Source organism: Kribbella sp. NPDC020701 (genome assembly GCF_055562215.1).
Genome location: NZ_JBVHFT010000007.1, coordinates 353337 through 369905, shown reverse-complemented (window position 1 = coordinate 369905; position 16569 = coordinate 353337). Strand labels below are relative to the sequence as shown.

General features: G+C 68.7%; 15 protein-coding genes. 10 read left to right on the top strand and 5 right to left on the bottom strand.

All coding sequences use genetic code 11. From position 1 onward, the window contains the following. The first annotated feature begins 49 nt into the window (after positions 1-49). Both ACZ3HV_RS19610 and ACZ3HV_RS19605 read left to right on the top strand, forming a co-directional pair. Positions 50-1852: a DEAD/DEAH box helicase gene (locus tag ACZ3HV_RS19610; RefSeq protein WP_465686210.1), complete on the top strand. Its 1803-nt coding sequence runs from the start codon at positions 50-52 to the stop codon at positions 1850-1852. A gap of 289 nt (positions 1853-2141) precedes the next feature. Then, positions 2142-5483 (top strand): CARDB domain-containing protein, encoded by a 3342-nt coding sequence (locus ACZ3HV_RS19605; RefSeq protein ID WP_465686208.1) that lies wholly within the window; start codon positions 2142-2144, stop codon positions 5481-5483. A 57-nt stretch (positions 5484-5540) separates the two neighbouring features. On the opposite strand, the gene ACZ3HV_RS19600 is transcribed toward ACZ3HV_RS19605, so the two are convergent. Beyond that, complete coding sequence (locus ACZ3HV_RS19600) at positions 5541-6158, bottom strand: MmyB family transcriptional regulator (protein ID WP_465686206.1); 618 nt, start codon at positions 6156-6158, stop codon at positions 5541-5543. Between ACZ3HV_RS19600 and ACZ3HV_RS19595 the strand changes: the two genes are divergently transcribed. Beyond that, the gene (locus ACZ3HV_RS19595) at positions 6135-6905 is read left to right on the top strand and encodes an SDR family oxidoreductase (RefSeq protein ID WP_465686204.1); all 771 of its coding nucleotides are present in this window, start codon (positions 6135-6137) and stop codon (positions 6903-6905) included. The genes ACZ3HV_RS19600 and ACZ3HV_RS19595 overlap by 24 nt on opposite strands. Before the next feature lie 6 nt (positions 6906-6911). On the opposite strand, the gene ACZ3HV_RS19590 is transcribed toward ACZ3HV_RS19595, so the two are convergent. Then, positions 6912-7457 (bottom strand): NUDIX hydrolase family protein, encoded by a 546-nt coding sequence (locus tag ACZ3HV_RS19590; protein ID WP_465686202.1) that lies wholly within the window; start codon positions 7455-7457, stop codon positions 6912-6914. A 47-nt stretch (positions 7458-7504) separates the two neighbouring features. Beyond that, positions 7505-8179: an AraC family transcriptional regulator gene (locus tag ACZ3HV_RS19585; RefSeq protein WP_465686200.1), complete on the bottom strand. Its 675-nt coding sequence runs from the start codon at positions 8177-8179 to the stop codon at positions 7505-7507. An 89-nt stretch (positions 8180-8268) separates the two neighbouring features. On the opposite strand from ACZ3HV_RS19585, the gene ACZ3HV_RS19580 reads away from it, so the two are divergent. Further along, complete coding sequence (locus tag ACZ3HV_RS19580) at positions 8269-9030, top strand: phytanoyl-CoA dioxygenase family protein (RefSeq protein WP_465686198.1); 762 nt, start codon at positions 8269-8271, stop codon at positions 9028-9030. A gap of 62 nt (positions 9031-9092) precedes the next feature. Beyond that, entirely contained in the window at positions 9093-10325 is a 1233-nt protein-coding gene (locus tag ACZ3HV_RS19575) for an MFS transporter (RefSeq protein ID WP_465686196.1), read from the top strand. A gap of 10 nt (positions 10326-10335) precedes the next feature. On the opposite strand, the gene ACZ3HV_RS19570 is transcribed toward ACZ3HV_RS19575, so the two are convergent. Continuing rightward, on the bottom strand, positions 10336-11145 hold the full coding sequence (locus tag ACZ3HV_RS19570) for a hypothetical protein (protein ID WP_465686194.1): 810 nt from the start codon (positions 11143-11145) through the stop codon (positions 10336-10338). A gap of 55 nt (positions 11146-11200) precedes the next feature. Here ACZ3HV_RS19570 and ACZ3HV_RS19565 point away from each other — a divergent pair, with 55 nt between their 5' ends. After that, positions 11201-11845, top strand: a complete 645-nt coding sequence (locus tag ACZ3HV_RS19565; RefSeq protein WP_130444922.1) for an IclR family transcriptional regulator — start codon at positions 11201-11203, stop codon at positions 11843-11845. On the opposite strand, the gene ACZ3HV_RS19560 is transcribed toward ACZ3HV_RS19565, so the two are convergent. Further along, positions 11842-12312 carry an Lrp/AsnC family transcriptional regulator gene (locus ACZ3HV_RS19560; RefSeq protein WP_360379280.1) on the bottom strand — a complete coding sequence of 157 codons (471 nt, stop codon included), beginning with the start codon at positions 12310-12312 and terminating at the stop codon, positions 11842-11844. The genes ACZ3HV_RS19565 and ACZ3HV_RS19560 overlap by 4 nt on opposite strands. Before the next feature lie 148 nt (positions 12313-12460). Between ACZ3HV_RS19560 and hppD the strand changes: the two genes are divergently transcribed. The 4 genes from hppD to ACZ3HV_RS19540 all read left to right on the top strand — a co-directional run bounded on the left by hppD (position 12461) and on the right by ACZ3HV_RS19540 (position 16558). Beyond that, a complete protein-coding gene (hppD, locus tag ACZ3HV_RS19555; protein WP_465686191.1) occupies positions 12461-13663 on the top strand; it encodes a 4-hydroxyphenylpyruvate dioxygenase in 1203 nt (400 codons plus the stop codon). A 170-nt stretch (positions 13664-13833) separates the two neighbouring features. Then, complete coding sequence (locus tag ACZ3HV_RS19550) at positions 13834-14307, top strand: hypothetical protein (protein ID WP_465686189.1); 474 nt, start codon at positions 13834-13836, stop codon at positions 14305-14307. A gap of 96 nt (positions 14308-14403) precedes the next feature. Continuing rightward, complete coding sequence (locus ACZ3HV_RS19545) at positions 14404-15780, top strand: FAD-binding oxidoreductase (protein ID WP_465686187.1); 1377 nt, start codon at positions 14404-14406, stop codon at positions 15778-15780. Between the two features lie 211 nt (positions 15781-15991). Continuing rightward, positions 15992-16558 carry a hypothetical protein gene (locus ACZ3HV_RS19540; protein ID WP_465686185.1) on the top strand — a complete coding sequence of 189 codons (567 nt, stop codon included), beginning with the start codon at positions 15992-15994 and terminating at the stop codon, positions 16556-16558. The last annotated feature ends 11 nt before the right edge of the window (positions 16559-16569 follow it).

Below are 16569 nucleotides of genomic sequence, written 5' to 3'. Positions count from 1 at the left end.
GATCTCGGGTAACGTTCCTGCACGGCCGACAGTCGACTAGCGGGGGAGTATGCCGTCCGTGGATTCGAGCGTGCCAGCTGGACCAGCCGTGCTTCCGCCGGCGTATCCGGATCGCGCCGCCTGGGGGACCGCCAGCAAGTTGCGGGCCTGGCAGGCGGAGGCGCTCAAGCAATATCTCGAGAAGCAGCCGCGGGACTTCCTGGCCGTGGCGACACCGGGCGCAGGTAAGACGACCTTCGCGCTCACCGTGGCCGCCGAACTGCTGCACCGGCGGTTGATCGAGCGGGTGACGGTGGTGACGCCGACCGAGCACCTGAAGGTCCAGTGGGCCGACGCGGCCGACAAGGCCGGGATCGCGATCGACCCCGCGTTCGCCGGCCGGCGCGGCAAGACCAACAAGGACTTCCAGGGCGTCGCGGTGACGTACGCCGGGATCGCGGTCAACCCGCTGGCCTTCCGGGTCCGGACCGAGCGGTTCAAGACGCTGGTGATCCTGGACGAGGTGCACCACGGCGGCGACGCGCTCAGCTGGGGTGACGGTGTCCGCGAGGCGTTCGAGCCCGCGACCCGCCGCCTCTGCCTGACCGGTACGCCGTTCCGCAGCGACGACAACCCGATCCCGTTCGTCACGTACGAGCACGGAGCGGACGGCATCGCGCGGAGCAAGGCCGACTACACCTACGGGTACGGTCACGCGCTGCAGGATCACGTCGTACGCCCGGTGATCTTCATGTCGTACTCCGGTGAGATGCGGTGGCGGACCAAGGCCGGTGACGAGGTCGCGGCGCGGCTGGGTGAGCCGTTGACCAAGGACCTCACCGCGCAGGCCCTGCGTACGGCGCTCGACCCGGCCGGCGAGTGGATGCCGGCGGTGCTGGCGGCCGCGGACAAGCGGCTGACCGAGGTCCGGCGGCACATGCCGGACGCCGGCGCCTTGGTCATCTCCGGTGATCAGAACACCGCCCGGGCGTACGCGAAGACCCTGCGCGAGCTCACCGGAGAAGCGCCCACGGTCGTGCTGTCCGACGAGAAGGCGGCGAGCAAGAAGATCGCGAAGTTCTCCGAGGGGGACTCGCGGTGGATGGTCGCGGTCCGGATGGTCAGCGAGGGCGTCGACGTGCCGCGGCTCGCCGTCGGGGTGTACGCCACGCCGACCTCGACGCCACTGTTCTTCGCGCAGGCGGTCGGGCGGTTCGTCCGGGCCCGGAAGCGCGGTGAGACGGCGTCGGTGTTCGTGCCGTCGGTGACGCGGTTGCTGAGCTTCGCCGCCGAGATGGAGGTCGAGCGGGACCACGTGCTCGGGCGGAAGAACAGCAACGAAGACGGTGACATCTTCGCGCTCGAGGACGACCTGCTCGCGAAGGCGAACCAGGCCGAGGGCGCCAGCGACGAGCTGGACGCGAAGTTCGAGGCGCTCGGATCGGATGCGAGCTTCGACCGGGTCGTGTTCGACGGCGGCGACTACGGGACCGGTGGCGATCAGGCGTCGGACGAGGAGCTCGACTTCCTCGGCCTGCCCGGGTTGCTGGAGCCCGATCAGGTGCGGGAGTTGCTGCGTGAGCGGCAGGCGAAGTCGATCGCCGCCCAGAAGCGGACCAAGCGGTCGTCGGGCGACGAGCGTGCGGATCCCACGCCGACGGAGCTGGCCACGCACGAGCAGGTCTCGTTGCTGCGCCGGGAGCTGAACGGTCTGGTCGCCGCCTGGCACCACCGCACAGGTCAGCCGCACGGCGTCATCCACAACGACCTCCGCCGCAAACTCGGCGGCCCGGCCGCCGCCCACGCCTCCTCCACTCAGCTGAAGGAGCGGATCGAGCTGGTCCGCGACTGGGCCACCCAACGCCGCGCCTGACCGGCGCCGCCCGGCTGCGCCGGGCGGGATTACGGGAGAGGCGCACGGCCGTGCCTGAGCCGAACGCGCCCGGCTGCGCCGGGCCGTAGCGCCGGCGCGTCCTCACTTGCTCACCCGCCCCACCCCGCGCAGCGGGGTGGGGCGGGTGTTTCTGTGGGTGGCGAACTGTTGACGTAGGGCGAGGGCTGCTGCAACATTCGACTACCGGTGCTGCAAGAAATCAGCAAACTCATGCAATTTCTGTAGCACGGGTCACGTCTCTCCCACCGCCCCGACGGAGGACCCCTCGATGCATCCCACGAATGTCCGGAGACTGCTGCTCGCGCTCGTCCTGGTAGGAGCCGGGCTGCTGCTGCCAGGACACGCGACCGCGGCCGTCACCGCCAACCTCTCCAAGACCCTGTCGGCCGGCAGTTCGCTCGGCGACTACCCGAGCGGCAACGCCGGCGACGGCAACCAGAACACCTACTGGGAGAGCACCAACAACGCCTTCCCGCAGTGGATCCAGGCCGACCTCGGCGCCGCCACCGACGTCAACCAGGTGACGCTCAAGCTCCCGGCCTCCTGGGGTCCGCGGAGTCAGACCCTCACGGTCCAGGGCAGTACGAACGGTTCGTCGTACAGCACGATCGTCGGCAGTACGGCGTACTCCTTCAGCGGGACCAACACGGTCACCATCGACTTCACGAACACCTCGACCCGCTACGTCCGGCTGACCTTCACCGCGAACACCGCCTGGCCGGCCGCCCAACTCTCGGAGTTCGATCTGGCCGGACCTGGTGGCGGGCCCGTCGAACCTCCGACCGGTACCGATCTCGCCACCGGCAAGCCGATCGATGCGTCGAGCTCGGCCTTCAACTTCATCGCCACGAACGCGAACGACGGCAACGTCGGCACCTACTGGGAGTCCAACGGCTTCCCGTCCACGCTGACCGTCAAGCTCGGCGCGAACGCCGACCTGAGTTCGCTCGTGGTCAAGCTCAACCCCGACCCGGTCTGGGGCCCGCGGACCCAGAGCATCGAGGTCCTCGGCCGTGAGCAGTCGGCGACCGGCTTCACCTCGATCAAGCCGCGGACCGACTACCAGTTCAACCCGAACAGCGGCGGGAATTCGATCACGATCCCGGTCACCGGCCGGTACGCCGACGTCCGGCTCCAGTTCTTCACCAACACCGGCGCACCCGGCGGCCAGGTCGCCGAGTTCCAGGTCTTCGGTACGGCGGCGCCGAACCCGGACCTCGTGGTCACCGCCGTCGACTGGACCCCCGCCAACCCGACCGAGACCACGCCGATCACCCTGCAAGCGACGGTCAGGAACAACGGCTCCGCAGCCGCTCCCGCGAGCAGCCTGAACTTCCTGCTCGGCGGTTCGGTCGCGGGCACCGCGAGCGTCGGCGCTCTCGCCGCCGGTGCCTCGACCACTGTCACCGCCAATGCCGGAACCCGTGCCCAAGGCAACTACACGGTCGCCGCGGTCGCCGACGCCGGAAACACGGTGGCCGAGCAGAACGAGTCCAACAACACGCTCCAGGCACCCAACCAGCTGCAGGTCGCCCAAGCCGCCGGCCCCGACCTCCAGGTCACCGGCATCACCTCCAACCCGGCCAACCCGGCTCCGGGGACGCAGGTCTCGTTCACCGTTGCCGTCAACAACCGCGGTACGACGGCCGCCGCGGCCAGCACGACCCGGGTGACCGTCGGCGGGACCACCCTGAACGGCAGCACCGGATCGATCGCCGCCGGAGCCACCGCGAACGTCGCGATCTCCGGCACCTGGACCGCCACCAACGGTGGCGCGAACCTGGTCGCGACCGCCGACGCCACCAGCACGGTGGCTGAGACCAACGAGAACAACAACACCCTCACCAAGGCGATCGTGGTCGGCCGCGGTGCCGTCGTACCGTACACGTCGTACGAGGCGGAGGCCGCCGACTACACTGGTACGCTGCTGACGTCCGACGCGCTGCGCACCTTCGGTCACACGAACTTCGCCACCGAATCGTCCGGCCGCCAATCGGTCCGGCTGAACTCGACCGGCCAGTTCGTCGAGTTCACCTCGACCGTGCCGACCAACTCGATCGTTGTCCGCAACTCGATTCCCGACTCGGCCAACGGGCAGGGGCTCGAGGCAACGATCAGCCTGTACGTCGACGGCGCGTTCAAGCAGAAGCTCACGCTGTCGTCGCACAACAGCTGGCTCTACGGCAACAGCGACGGACCCGAGGCACTCACGAACACCCCGGGCGGCGACGCCCGCCGGCTCTTCGACGAATCACACGCGCTGCTCGGTACGTCGTACCCGGCCGGCACGAAGTTCAAGGTGCAGCGCGACTCCGGCGACACCGCGTCGTTCTACATCATCGACATGGTCGACCTGGAGCAGGTGGCCCCGCAGCTCTCCCAACCGGCCGGCTGTACGTCGATCACCCAGTACGGCGCGGTGCCGAACGACGGGATCGACGACGCCGACGCGATCCAGCGGGCCGTCACCGACGACCAGAACGGCGTGATCAGCTGCGTCTGGATCCCGGCCGGCCAGTGGCGGCAGGAGAAGAAGATCCTCACCGACGACCCGCTGAACCGGGGTCAGTACAACCAGGTCGGGATCAGCAACACCACGATCCGCGGCGCGGGCATGTGGTACTCGCAGCTCTACTCGACCATCGAGCCGCAGAACGCCGGGGGCATCAACCACCCGCACGAGGGCAACTTCGGCTTCGACATCGACAAGAACGTGCAGCTCTCGGACCTCGCGATCTTCGGGTCCGGCCGGATCCGTGGTGGTGACGGGAGTGCCGAGGGTGGCGTCGCGCTGAACGGCCGGTTCGGGACCGGGACGAAGATCAGCAACGTCTGGATCGAGCACTCGAACGTCGGGGTCTGGGTCGGCCGCGACTACGACAACATCCCCGAACTGTGGGGACCTGGCGACGGGCTCGAGTTCAGCGGCATGCGGATCCGGGACACCTACGCCGACGGGATCAACTTCTCCAACGGCACCCGCAACTCCAAGGTGTTCAACTCGTCGTTCCGGACCACCGGTGACGATGCGCTGGCGGTCTGGGCGAACAAGTACGTGAAGGATCAGTCCGTCGACATCGGCCACGACAACTCGTTCACGAACAACACCGTCCAGCTGCCGTGGCGGGCCAACGGCATCGCGATCTACGGCGGCTACGGCAACAAGATCGAGAACAACCTGATCTACGACACGATGAACTACCCCGGCATCATGCTGGCGACCGACCACGACCCGTTGCCGTTCTCGGGGACGACGCTGATCGCCAACAACGCGCTCTACCGCTGTGGCGGGGCGTTCTGGAACGAGGACCAGGAGTTCGGTGCGATCACGCTGTTCCCGTCGAACCTGCCGATCCCCGGGGTGACGATTCGTGACACCGAGATCTACGACTCGACGTACGACGGGATCCAGTTCAAGACCGGCGGCGGGGAGATGCCGAACGTTGCCCTGACCAACCTCCGGATCGACAAGTCGAACAACGGCTCCGGCATCCTCGCGATGGGCGGCGCTCGCGGCAGCGCCAACCTCAGCAACGTCACCATCACGAAGTCCCGCGACGGCGACGTCTTCAAGGAGCCCGGCTCGAGCTTCACCTTCAGCGGCCAGTAACCGAGACGTCCGGGTGTACCTCCCTAAGGCGGTACACCCGGACGTAGTCGAGCTGCATCAGGTTCCGGTTGTCAGCTCCTGTGTGCCGATCACGTCGAGGAGCCGCAGCGCCTGGTCGGAGGGGGAGCCGGGCTCGGCCGTGTACAGCACGACCCGCTGGTCGCGTTCCGGGATGACCAAGACCTCGCAGATCACGTCGATCCGGCCGACCTCCGGATGGAAGATCGTCTGGCACAGGGTCTGCTGCCGCCCGACTTCGTGCCGCGCCCAGATGTCCGCGAACTCCGCGCTCCCAGCGAGCAGATCAGTCACCAGGCGGCCGATCGCCGGGTCGTCCGGGTAGGTGCTGGTCGCCGCCCGCAGGTCGGCCGCTGCCTCCCGGGCGAACTCCCGGGTCGCGTCCTCGCCGAACAGCTCTGCCTGCCGGTCGGTCAGGAACCGCAGCCTCAGTAGGTTCCGGTCCCGCGGCGGCAACGCGGAGAAGTCGGTGATCAACGCCGCCGCGAGTGGGTTCCATGCGAGTACGTCGTACTTCGCGTCCAGCACCAGCCCTGGCACGTCGAGTCGCCCCAGCATCCGCAGTACGCCGGTCCGCACGTCGGCCGGTGGACCCGGCGGCGGACCGGGTTGCTCACCGGCCAGCCGGAACAGGTGATCACGTTCGTCGTCGGACAACCGCAGTGCGCGGGCCAGGCCGGTCAGCACCGGGCGCGACGGGCGCGGACCGCCAACAAAGGCATCGGCAAGGAGATCGCACGACAGCTCGGGCAGGCCGGGTTCACCGTGCTGGTGGGCTCGCGGGACCTGGCCCGCGGGGAGCTCGCCGTCAAGGAACTGGTTGCCGAGGGCCTCGACGCGATCGGGGTCCAGCTGGAGGTGACGGACGAGAAGTCGGTGCGCTCCGCGGCTGAATGGATCGAAACCGCGTACGGGCGCCTGGACGTGCTGGTGAACAACGCGGCGATCATCCCGGCCGGCGACGACGCGGTGTCGCAGGTGCGGATCGGCGTACTACGTGAGGCGTTCGAGACCAACGTGCTCGGTCTGGTCTCGGTGACACAGGCGATGCTGCCGCTGCTGTCCCGGGCCGAGCGTGCACGCGTCGTCAACCTGTCGACGTCGCTGGCGTCGTTCGCGCAGGTCGGCGATCCGGAGTCGCGGATGTCGACCGTACTGACGCTCGGCTACAACTCGTCGAAGGCCGCGGTGAACATGGTCACGGTGATGCTGGCCAACGAGCTGCGCGGCACAGGCATCCTCGTGAACGCGGCCGACCCCGGGAACTGCGCCACCGACATGGGTGGCTGGGACGCGGCGCGCACACCGGAAGAAGGTGCCGCCGTCGCGGTCCGGCTGGCAACCCTCGGGCCAGACGGTCCGACCGGCGAGGTGTACGCCGAGGAGGGCCGGCTGGCCTGGTGAGCCGGGTCAGACGTTGGCGCCGGACCAGGCGAGGGCCTGCTTGAGGAGTTGCCCGCGGCCACCTTCGAGGTCGGCCAGCAGGCTCGGCTGGAGGGCCTCGGCCGGTGTCAGCCAGGTCAGCTCGAGCGCGTCCTGCCGCGGGTTGCATTCGCCCGTGACCGGTACGACGTACACCAGAGCGACCGCGTGCTGACGCGGGTCGTGCAGCGGGGTGACGCCGGGAAACGGCAGGTACTCGGCGACCGTGGCCGGCACCAGGGTGGAGGGCAACCGGGGGAACGCGGACGGGCCGAGGTCCTTCTCGATGTTGCGCTGCAGTGCCTCGCGGACCGACTCGCCGTGCAGGACGCGGCCCGACACCAGGGTCCGGGTGATCTCGCCGGTCGCGGCCGAGGTGCGCAGCAGCACCCCGATGTGCTCGATCTGGCCGAGGGTGTCCACCCGGGCCGGGACTGCCTCGACGTACAGGATCGGCACCCGCGAGCGGGTCTCGGCGAGTGCGAACTCGGAGAGCCAGCCGGGGTTCGGGTCAGGCGTGCGCACGGACGTCATGCACACATCTTTGCCTACCGGCTGTAACGCACCCGGTAGCGGCATGCCTACGGCCGGAAGGCCGACCGGTAGCGGGTCGGGCTGAGGCCGAAGGTGGCGCGGAAGCGGCGGGTGGCATGGCTGGGGTCGTGCCACCCGACCATCGCTCCGACGGTCGCGATCGGCAGCTCGGTCTCGATCAGCAGGCCCGCGGCCCGCTCGGCGCGGAGGCGGTTCAGGTAGGCCATCGGGGAGATCCCCGCGGTCCGGCCGAACAACCGGACCAGGTACCCGGGAGCGAGGTTCACCCGCGCGGCCAGCCGGTCCAGCGTCCACGGTTCGTCGATGCTTGCCTCCAGCAAACGCATCGCGTGCTGCACGGCCGGGTGCGTCGCGTACGGCGCCCCACGACCGGGTACGAGCGCACCGGACAGCAACCCGAAGACATCCGCACCGAGGTAGGCGTTGCGCACCACCATGCCGTCGCAATCGGTGTACCCGTGCCATTCACCCGGCCGCAGCACGACGACCGAGTCGGGCTGCAGCGCCACCTCTCCGGCCGCCGAGACATGGGTGCCCCGACCGGCGACGACGACCGCGATCTCGAAGAACGCGTGACTGTGCGGCGCGACGTCGGCTGCGAGCTCGATCCGCTCGCCGGCCACCGGGAGGCGCTGGTCCGCGAAGACCTCGCTGCTCAGGATGTTGTGCACGACCGCCTCCGGGAGGTCAAGATCGGTCAAGTCTCTGGTCAACCACTGCCTGTCTGCTCACGCCGTTTCAGGCGAGGCTTGAAGCACCTTCCTGCCAGCGGATTCCGAGGAGCAGCCCGATGACCACGACCGACCCTACGGCACCCGTCGTACTCGATGAAGAGACCATTTCCGCCTACCGCCGGGACGGGGTGGTGCGGATCCAGAACATCATCACCGCCGACGAGGCGGCCCGATTCCGCGACGCCGCGGTCGCCGCGAGCGCGTCGGCCGACGACTACTCGAAGGGGTCGCCGATCTTCAAGCAGCACGTCAACGTCTGGCGAGACAACGCCGTGCTCCGGGAGCTCACCCTCGACCCACGGCTCGCCGCGGCCGCCACCGCGCTGGCCGGGGTGGCGGTGCGGATCTGGCACGACCAGTTGCTGATCAAACCGCCGCACAACGGCGCGGCGACCGAGTTCCACCAGGACGCGCCGTACTGGCCGCACGCCGGGTCCCGGGCCTCACTGTCGGCCTGGATCGCGCTGGTCGACGTACCGGTGGAGCGCGGGTGCATGACGTTCATCCCGGGCTCGCAGCATCACCAGGATCTGCGGTCGCAGAATCTCGCCGATCGGGACGACATGTTCCGGGCCGCACCCGACCTGCGCTGGGAGGAGCGGTTGACGATCCCGCTGCGGGCCGGCGACTGCACCTTCCACAACGCCTACCTGGCGCACTCGGCGACGCCCAACCTCACCGACGATCCGCGGATCGCCCACGTCAACATCTACATCGACGCCGCCACCACCTACACCGGCGGCGGCCACGTCGTCACCGACGGTCTCGGCCTGACCGCCGGCGAACCGTTCGACGACGAGCACTTCCCGAGGGTCTGATCCGGGCCGACGTTTCCACGTCGTGAGATCTCTGTTCACGACATGACATAAGTTGGGGCATCGTGCCTTTGCTGACCGACATCCGCCCGCTCAAGGAGTCACCGGATTTCCGGCGGTTGTGGTTGGGGTCGACGGTCTCGCAGCTCGGCCAGCAGATGACCGCGGTGACCGTGTCGATCCAGGTGTACGCGCTGTCGCACTCGACGTTCGCGGTCGGCCTGGTCGGGTTGTGCTCGCTGGTGCCGCTGATCGTGTTCGGGCTGTACGGCGGAGCGATGGCCGACGCGATCGACCGCCGTACTCTCGCGCTCGTCTCGTCGGCCGGATTGTGGCTGCTCTCGATGATCCTGGTGCTGCAGTCGCAGCTGCAGTGGGGTCAGGTGTGGATCCTGTACGCCGTCGTGGCCTGCCAGTCGGCGTGTTTCGCGGTCAACGGCCCGGCCCGGTCCGCGATCATCCCGCGGCTGATCCGGCCCGAGCTGCTGCCGGCCGCGAACACGCTCAGCCAGGCCTCGTTCAACCTGGGCTTCACGGTCGGGCCGCTGCTGGGCGCGGCGGTGATCGCCTGGCACGGGTTCGCGGCGGCGTACCTGATCGACGTGATCACGTTCACCGCGGCGCTGTACGCGCTGTTCCGGCTGCCGCCGGTGCCGCCGACCGGCCTGGTCCGCCGGGCCGGTCTGCGGTCGGTGCTCGAGGGGTTCACGTTCCTGCGGGCGGCGCCGGCGCTGCTGGCGACGTTCCTCGCGGACATCCTCGCGATGGTGTTCGCCCAGCCCCGAGCACTGTTCCCGGCGGTGGCGGGCGCGTTCTTCGGCGGCGGGGTCAAGACGGTCGGTGTGCTGCAGGCGGCTCCGGCGCTCGGTGCGTTGCTCGGCGTGGTGTTCTCCGGCTGGGTGAGCCGGGTGCGCCGTCAGGGCGTGGCGATCGTCGTGGCGATCACGGTGTACGCGGCGGCGGTCGGTCTGTTCGGGCTATCCCGGACGATCTGGCTGGGGGTCGCGCTGCTGGCGTTGTCGGGGGCGGCTGACATGGTGAGTTCGGCGTACCGGAACACCGTGCTCCAGTCCGCCGCGCCGGACGCCATGCGCGGACGGCTGCAGGGTGTCTTCATCGTGGTCGTGGCCGGAGGACCGCGCCTGGGTGACTTCGTCGCGGGCACGGCGGCCTCACTCACCACCCCGACCATCGCGCTGCTCGGGGGCGCGACCGTCTGCATCGTCGGCCTGCTGATCCTGCTGGCCCGCAACCGCCCGTTCCGCGAGTACGACTCCCAGACCCGCGAGCTCAGCTAAGGCCGGGTCATCAGCCGCCGGTCACCAGCTTCTTCAGGACGGTCGGCCAGGAGTCGGCGTCCGGGTGGATCTCCTGCATCGGCTTGTCGTCGACCGTGACGATCTTGCGGTCGCCGAGCGGCTTCTTCAGCTTGACCGCGGTGAGCGAGACGCTGCTCTCTTGCGGGCACGGCGCCGTGCTGTCGACGAGGACGGTGATCTTGTCGTCCGCCTCCTCGACTCTCAGGTCGAGGTTGCAGCTCATCCCGGTGCCGACCAGGAGATCCACGTCGTAGCCGGGGGGATTCTGGATCCACTTCAGGTACTTCGGCTTGTTCTTCTTGACCAGCTGGTACGTCGGCACCGGCTGCTGGGTCTCCTCGAAGGACTTCCCGGAGCCGTCGCCGATGAAGCTGCCGTAGATCATGTTGATGCACGGGTCCTTGGTGTCCTTCGCGGCGTCCACCGCACCGAAGGCCTTCGCGGCGGTGTAGCAGCCGTTCGCCTCCCGGTTCAGCGAGACGTTGAAGCCGATCAGCGCGAGTGCCCCGAGCGCCAGGGCGACCGCGAGCATCCGCCGCGACTTGACCTGCTGCGGTCCGAGGACGCCGGCCTCCCGCCGGGCCTGTTCCGAGGTCGCCTCCGGGGTCCCTGCCGGGGTCCCTGCCGAGGTCCCTGCCGAGGTCCCTTCCGGCGTCGCCGCCGGGTCCACCGGCTGCTGGCGGAACAGCGCCATGATCGAGCTGGTCCACTGCGGATTGATCAGGGTCGGGACGGCGTAGACCAGGATCAGCACCACGATCACGGCGATGGCGGGGAGGAGCGCCCAGTAATTTCGCACGGCAGCAAGATACGGGGCCATCGGGCCGCGCCCGAAAAACGGATACGCTTCGGAGGTGCCCGCCGAGACCTCGCAGACGCTGGACCGGGGACTGACAGTCCTCGAGTTGCTCGCGGACGCCCCGGACGGTCTCTCGATCACCGAACTGGCCGCCGCGCTGGGCGTCAGCCGGACCGTCGTCTACCGCCTGGTGAACACCCTCGAATTGCACCGGCTGGTGCGCCGCGACAGTGAGGGCCGGGCCCGGCTCGGGCTGGCGGTGCTGCACTACAGCCGCCGCGTGCAGCCCACGCTCCGTGACGCCGCGCTGCCGGTTCTGCGATCACTCGCCGAGGACACCGGTGCCACCGCGCATCTGACCGTGGCCGACGGTGAGGAGGCGCTCGCGATCGCCGTGATCGAGCCGAGCTGGACGGACTTCCACGTCTCCTACCGGATGGGGTCCCGGCACGCCCTTGACCAGGGTGCCGCAGGGAAGGCGATTCTGGCCGGTCGCCGCAAACCCGACCCGGCCGGCCGGCCGTTCGTGGTCACGTCGGGAGAGTTGCAGGCCGGTGCGCAGGGCGTGTCGTCGCCGGTTCTCGGCGTACCGGGCGTCGAGGCCTCCATCGGTGTCGTCGTCCTCGGCAAACTCGACCGCGACTTCGTCGGCCCCCGCGTAGCCCGGGCCGCAGTAGAAGTAGCCAAACGCCTCGCCTAGTTCTTGGTAGCTGCTTCCACCAGGGGAAGGACGCGGTGGGGGATTTGCTCGGCCAGGGCGATGACGGTGGAGGCGCGTTGGATGCCTCGGACGATGACGACCTGGTCGATCACGCGTTGCAGGTCGGCGTTCGAGCGGGCCACGATCCGGCACCACAGGTCCTCGGCACCGGTGATCGTGTGCACCTCCAGCACCTCCGGGATCCGGGCCAGCGCCTCGGCGACCGTCGTATGCCCCGACCCCTGCTCGATCTGCAGGGTGGCGAACGCCGTCACCGGATAGCCGATCGCCGTCGTGGCGATGTCAGGACCCCACCCGCGCACCACACCGTCGCGCTGCAGCCTGTCCAACCGCGCTTGCACCGTGCCGCGCGCGACCCCCAGCCGCCGCGACGCCTCGAGCACGCCGACCCGCGGCTCGGCCGCGAACAGCCGCAGGATCCGGGCGTCCAGCGCGTCCACCGACATGCATCCTCCCGCAGTGGTCAGACTGACCAAATAGTCCAGCAATGTCCCCAGCATACTGAACAACCTGACCAGTGAAACAAGGAACTGTTGCGCAACCTGCGTCCTCACGACAAGGCTCGGTGCACGAACCCGACCCGGGAGGATCACGATGACCAGCACCGACCTCACCCCCGCAGAGCTCGACGCCGATCTCGACCTCGACCAGCTGAAGCAGCTCGTCGGACTGGTGCCGTACGACGAGAGCACCGACCCGTTCCCGGTCACCGCGATGGACGCGGTGGTCTTCGTGGTCGGCAACGCCACCCAGACCGCGAAGTACTACCAGCTCGCCTTCGGGATGGACCTGGTCGCCTACTCCGGCCCCGAGACGGGCAGCAAGGACAGCAAGGCGTTCGTCCTGAAGGCCGGCTCGGCCCGCTTCGTCATCACCGGCGGCGTCAGCCCGAAGAGCCCGCTGCTCGAGCACCACCGCAAGCATGGTGACGGCGTGGCCGACCTCGCGCTGGAGGTGCCGGACGTGGACAAGTGCGTCGAGCACGCCCGCACGCAGGGCGCCGTCGTACTCGAGGAGCCGAACGACGTCTCCGACGAGCACGGCACGATCCGCCGGGCCGCGATCGCGGCGTACGGCGACACACGGCACACGCTGATCGACCGGAGCAAGTACGACGGTCCGTACCTGCCCGGGTTCGTGACCGCGACCACCCAGGTGACACGGCCGGAGGGTCACCCGAAGCGGCTGTTCCAGGCGGTCGACCACGTCGTCGGGAACGTCGAACTCGGCAAGATGGACGAGTGGGTCGGCTTCTACAACAAGGTGATGGGCTTCGTGAACATGGCGGAGTTCATCGGTGACGACATCGCCACCGACTACTCCGCGCTGATGAGCAAGGTCGTAGCCAACGGCAACCACCGGGTCAAGTTCCCGCTGAACGAGCCGGCCATCGCGAAGAAGAAGTCGCAGATCGACGAGTTCCTGGAGTTCTACGACGGGGCCGGTGCGCAGCACATCGCGCTGGCGACCAACGACATCCTGCGCACCGTCGACATCATGCGGGCCAACGGGGTGGAGTTCCTGAACACGCCGGACTCCTACTACTCCGACCCGGAGCTGCGAGCGCGGATCGGCCAGGTCCGGGTGCCGATCGAGGAACTGCAGTCCCGCGGCATCCTGGTCGACCGCGACGAGGACGGCTACCTGCTGCAGATCTTCACCGCGCCGATCGGCGACCGGCCGACGGTGTTCTACGAGCTGATCGAACGGCACGGCTCACTCGGCTTCGGCAAGGGCAACTTCAAGGCTCTCTTCGAAGCCATCGAGCGCGAACAAGAGCGCCGCGGCAACCTTTGACCCCGGTTGGGGGCGGTTAAGCGGTTGCCTTGGGCATCGGGTGGGTGCCGGGGGCAACTGGATACGGCGTGTCGCCGTCCGATTACCGGAATGACTGTTGAGGCAGGGGCTGTTCGCGTAGTGTGCCTTCCTGAGCGGGCGTCGGGGCGCACGCTCAGGAAGGGTTCGTCATGAAGACTCTGGGCATTCTGCTCAGCACCGCGGGCCTGGCCGGGGTGGGCGCGTTCGCGCTCGCCGCGACGCCGGCCCAGGCGGCCGAAGCCGCCTCCTGCTCAGGTGCGAGATCGATCTCGTCGGCGCCGATGCTGCGCGACCACAGACCGCCCAGCTGGGGCACCGTCCGGCTGGTCCGGGACAGTTGCTCGCAGTACTGGGCCGAGATCACCATGGTCTCGCCGCTGGTGGCCAATGCGAAGGCCAACGCCTTCCTGGTGCAGTACGGCGGCGCCAACAACGGCCGGGTGCTCAGCTGTGACAGCAGCGGCGGCAACGGCTCGGTGATCAAGGGTCAGCGGACCTGCCGCACACCCAAGGTCAGGGCGACCGACGCTGCGATCACCTTCGCCGCGATCGGCCGTGAGTACCACAACTACGGCGGCGGCTACGAGGAGATCTCGGAGAACTCCACCAAGCGCACCCGCTGACCCGCTCACCCGCTGGGGTGACGCGTGGGGTGATTCTTCCGGAAGCGGACACCGTTACTCGCGCGTCACGTCGGAGGCAGCAACTAGGCTCGCGGTATGAGTGACGTGGTCGAGCAGTTGCGGCAGGCGTTGCCTCCTGAGGCACTGGTGACGGATCCGGACCGGATGGAGAGTTTCCGGTACGACCGGGCGATGTTCTGCCCGGCCGGCGTGCCGCTCGCCGTCGTACTGGCTCGGGAGACCGCGCACGTGCAGGCGGCGGTGCGGATCGCCGGTGAGGCCGGCGTGGCGATCGTCCCGCAGGGCGCCCGCTCCGGCCTGTCCGGCGCGGCCAACGCGCTGGACGGATGCATCGTGATCTCGCTGGAGAAGATGGACCGGATCCTGGCCATCGAGCCGGTCGACCGGTACGTCGTCACGCAGCCCGGCGTCTACAACGCCGTACTCTCCCGCGCGGTCGCCGAGCACGGACTGTTCTACCCGCCGGACCCGTCCAGCTGGGAGTTCTGCTCGATCGGCGGCAACCTGTCCACCAATTCCGGTGGCCTGTGCTGCGTGAAGTACGGCGTGACCACGGACTACGTGCTGGGTCTCGAGGTCGTACTCGCGGACGGACGGGTGCTGCGGACCGGCCGGAAGACCGTCAAGGGTGTCGCCGGGTACGACCTGGCCAAGCTGATCGTGGGCAGCGAGGGGACGCTCGGCATCATCACCGAGGCGACCCTGGCGCTGCGGCCGCAGGCGGCCAAGCCGAAGACGATGGCCGCGCTGTTCGGCTCCGGCGTCGGGGCCGGTGAGGCGATCATCGAGATCATCCGCAGCGGCGTCTCGCTCAGCCTGCTGGAGATCATGGACCGGACCACCATCCGCGCGGTGAACAAGTACAAGCGGATGGACCTGCCGGACGAGGCGGCGGCGATGCTGATCGCCCAGTCGGACGCGGGCGGCGAGGCCGGCGCGGCCGATGTCGCCGCGGTGGCCAAGCTGTGCCGCGACTACGGCGCGCTGGAGTGCATCGAGGCGGAGGACGACGCCGAGGGTGAGCTACTGCTGGAGGGCCGCCGGGCGGCGCTGACCGCGCTCGAGCAACTCGGTACGACGATGATCGACGACGTCGCCGTACCGCGCTCGCGGCTGGCCGAGTTCATCGGCCGGATCGAGGAGCTGTCGGCCGACCTGGACATCACGATCGGGGTCCTCGGGCACGCCGGCGACGGCAACATGCACCCGACGGTCGTCTTCGACCAGGCGGACCCGGCGCAGGCCGAGCGGGCCCAGGTCGCGTTCGACCGGGTGATGGAGATCGGGCTGGAGCTCGGCGGCACGATCACCGGTGAGCACGGCGTGGGCGTGCTGAAGCGCACCTGGCTGGTCGAGGAGATCGGCCCGGTCGCGATCGACGTGCACCGGGCGATCAAGAACGCCCTGGACCCGAAAAACCTGCTCAACCCGGGGAAGGTCGTCGCCGGGTAGCGGCTGTGACGCAACCGCAACGGAACTGCCGAGGCCATTCGACGTCCATGGCCGCCGAATGTGACGTCCGGCCAGCACTATGGAAGGTAGTTGTCTGAATCTCCCGGGGGAATCGATGAGGCAGGGTAGGAGGCGCCCTATGCGCACGCGGCCTGCGGGGCGTCCCCCGTTCGCGGCGCCGGGCAGATTCCGCCGTTCCTTGATCGTTGTCGTGGCAACCTTCCTGGCCCTGACCGTCCTGTCCGCCTGCGGCAACGGCGGCGGGCTGCGGGTCGAGGGAGCCGAGGCGCCGCCGGCCAGCCCGACGCCGTCGACGGTGATGGGCACCAATGGCTTCCAGCCGGAGCCGAAGAAGACGCCCGTAGTGGCCGTCAATCTGGCTCAGGTCCGGGTCAAACTGCTCGCCGATCGGCGGACGCCGGACTACGCGCGGACGGTGCTCGAGAAATGTACGGTGATTTCGCGTTGCCTCAGCAGGGGGAAGACCGTTGATGTTATGCACAGTGGTTCACCCCAGCAGATCGTTCTGATCCACACCCTGGAGAAGTTCGTCTTCGGCTTCTTCCTGATCGCCGTCACGCCCACGGGCGTGCCGCGGCCGATCTGGAACCTGAAGGTCGATCTGCCGACCGTGAACGCCAGCCCACAGGGTGATCTTGTGGTCGAGTCGAAGATCTTCGCGATCGACGACCCGGTCTGCTGCCCGTCGGGCAGGCGGGTCGAGGTCTACCGTTGGAACGGTCGGCAGATGACCAAGGTGAGCTCGACGGACCAATAAGGGAGACTGAA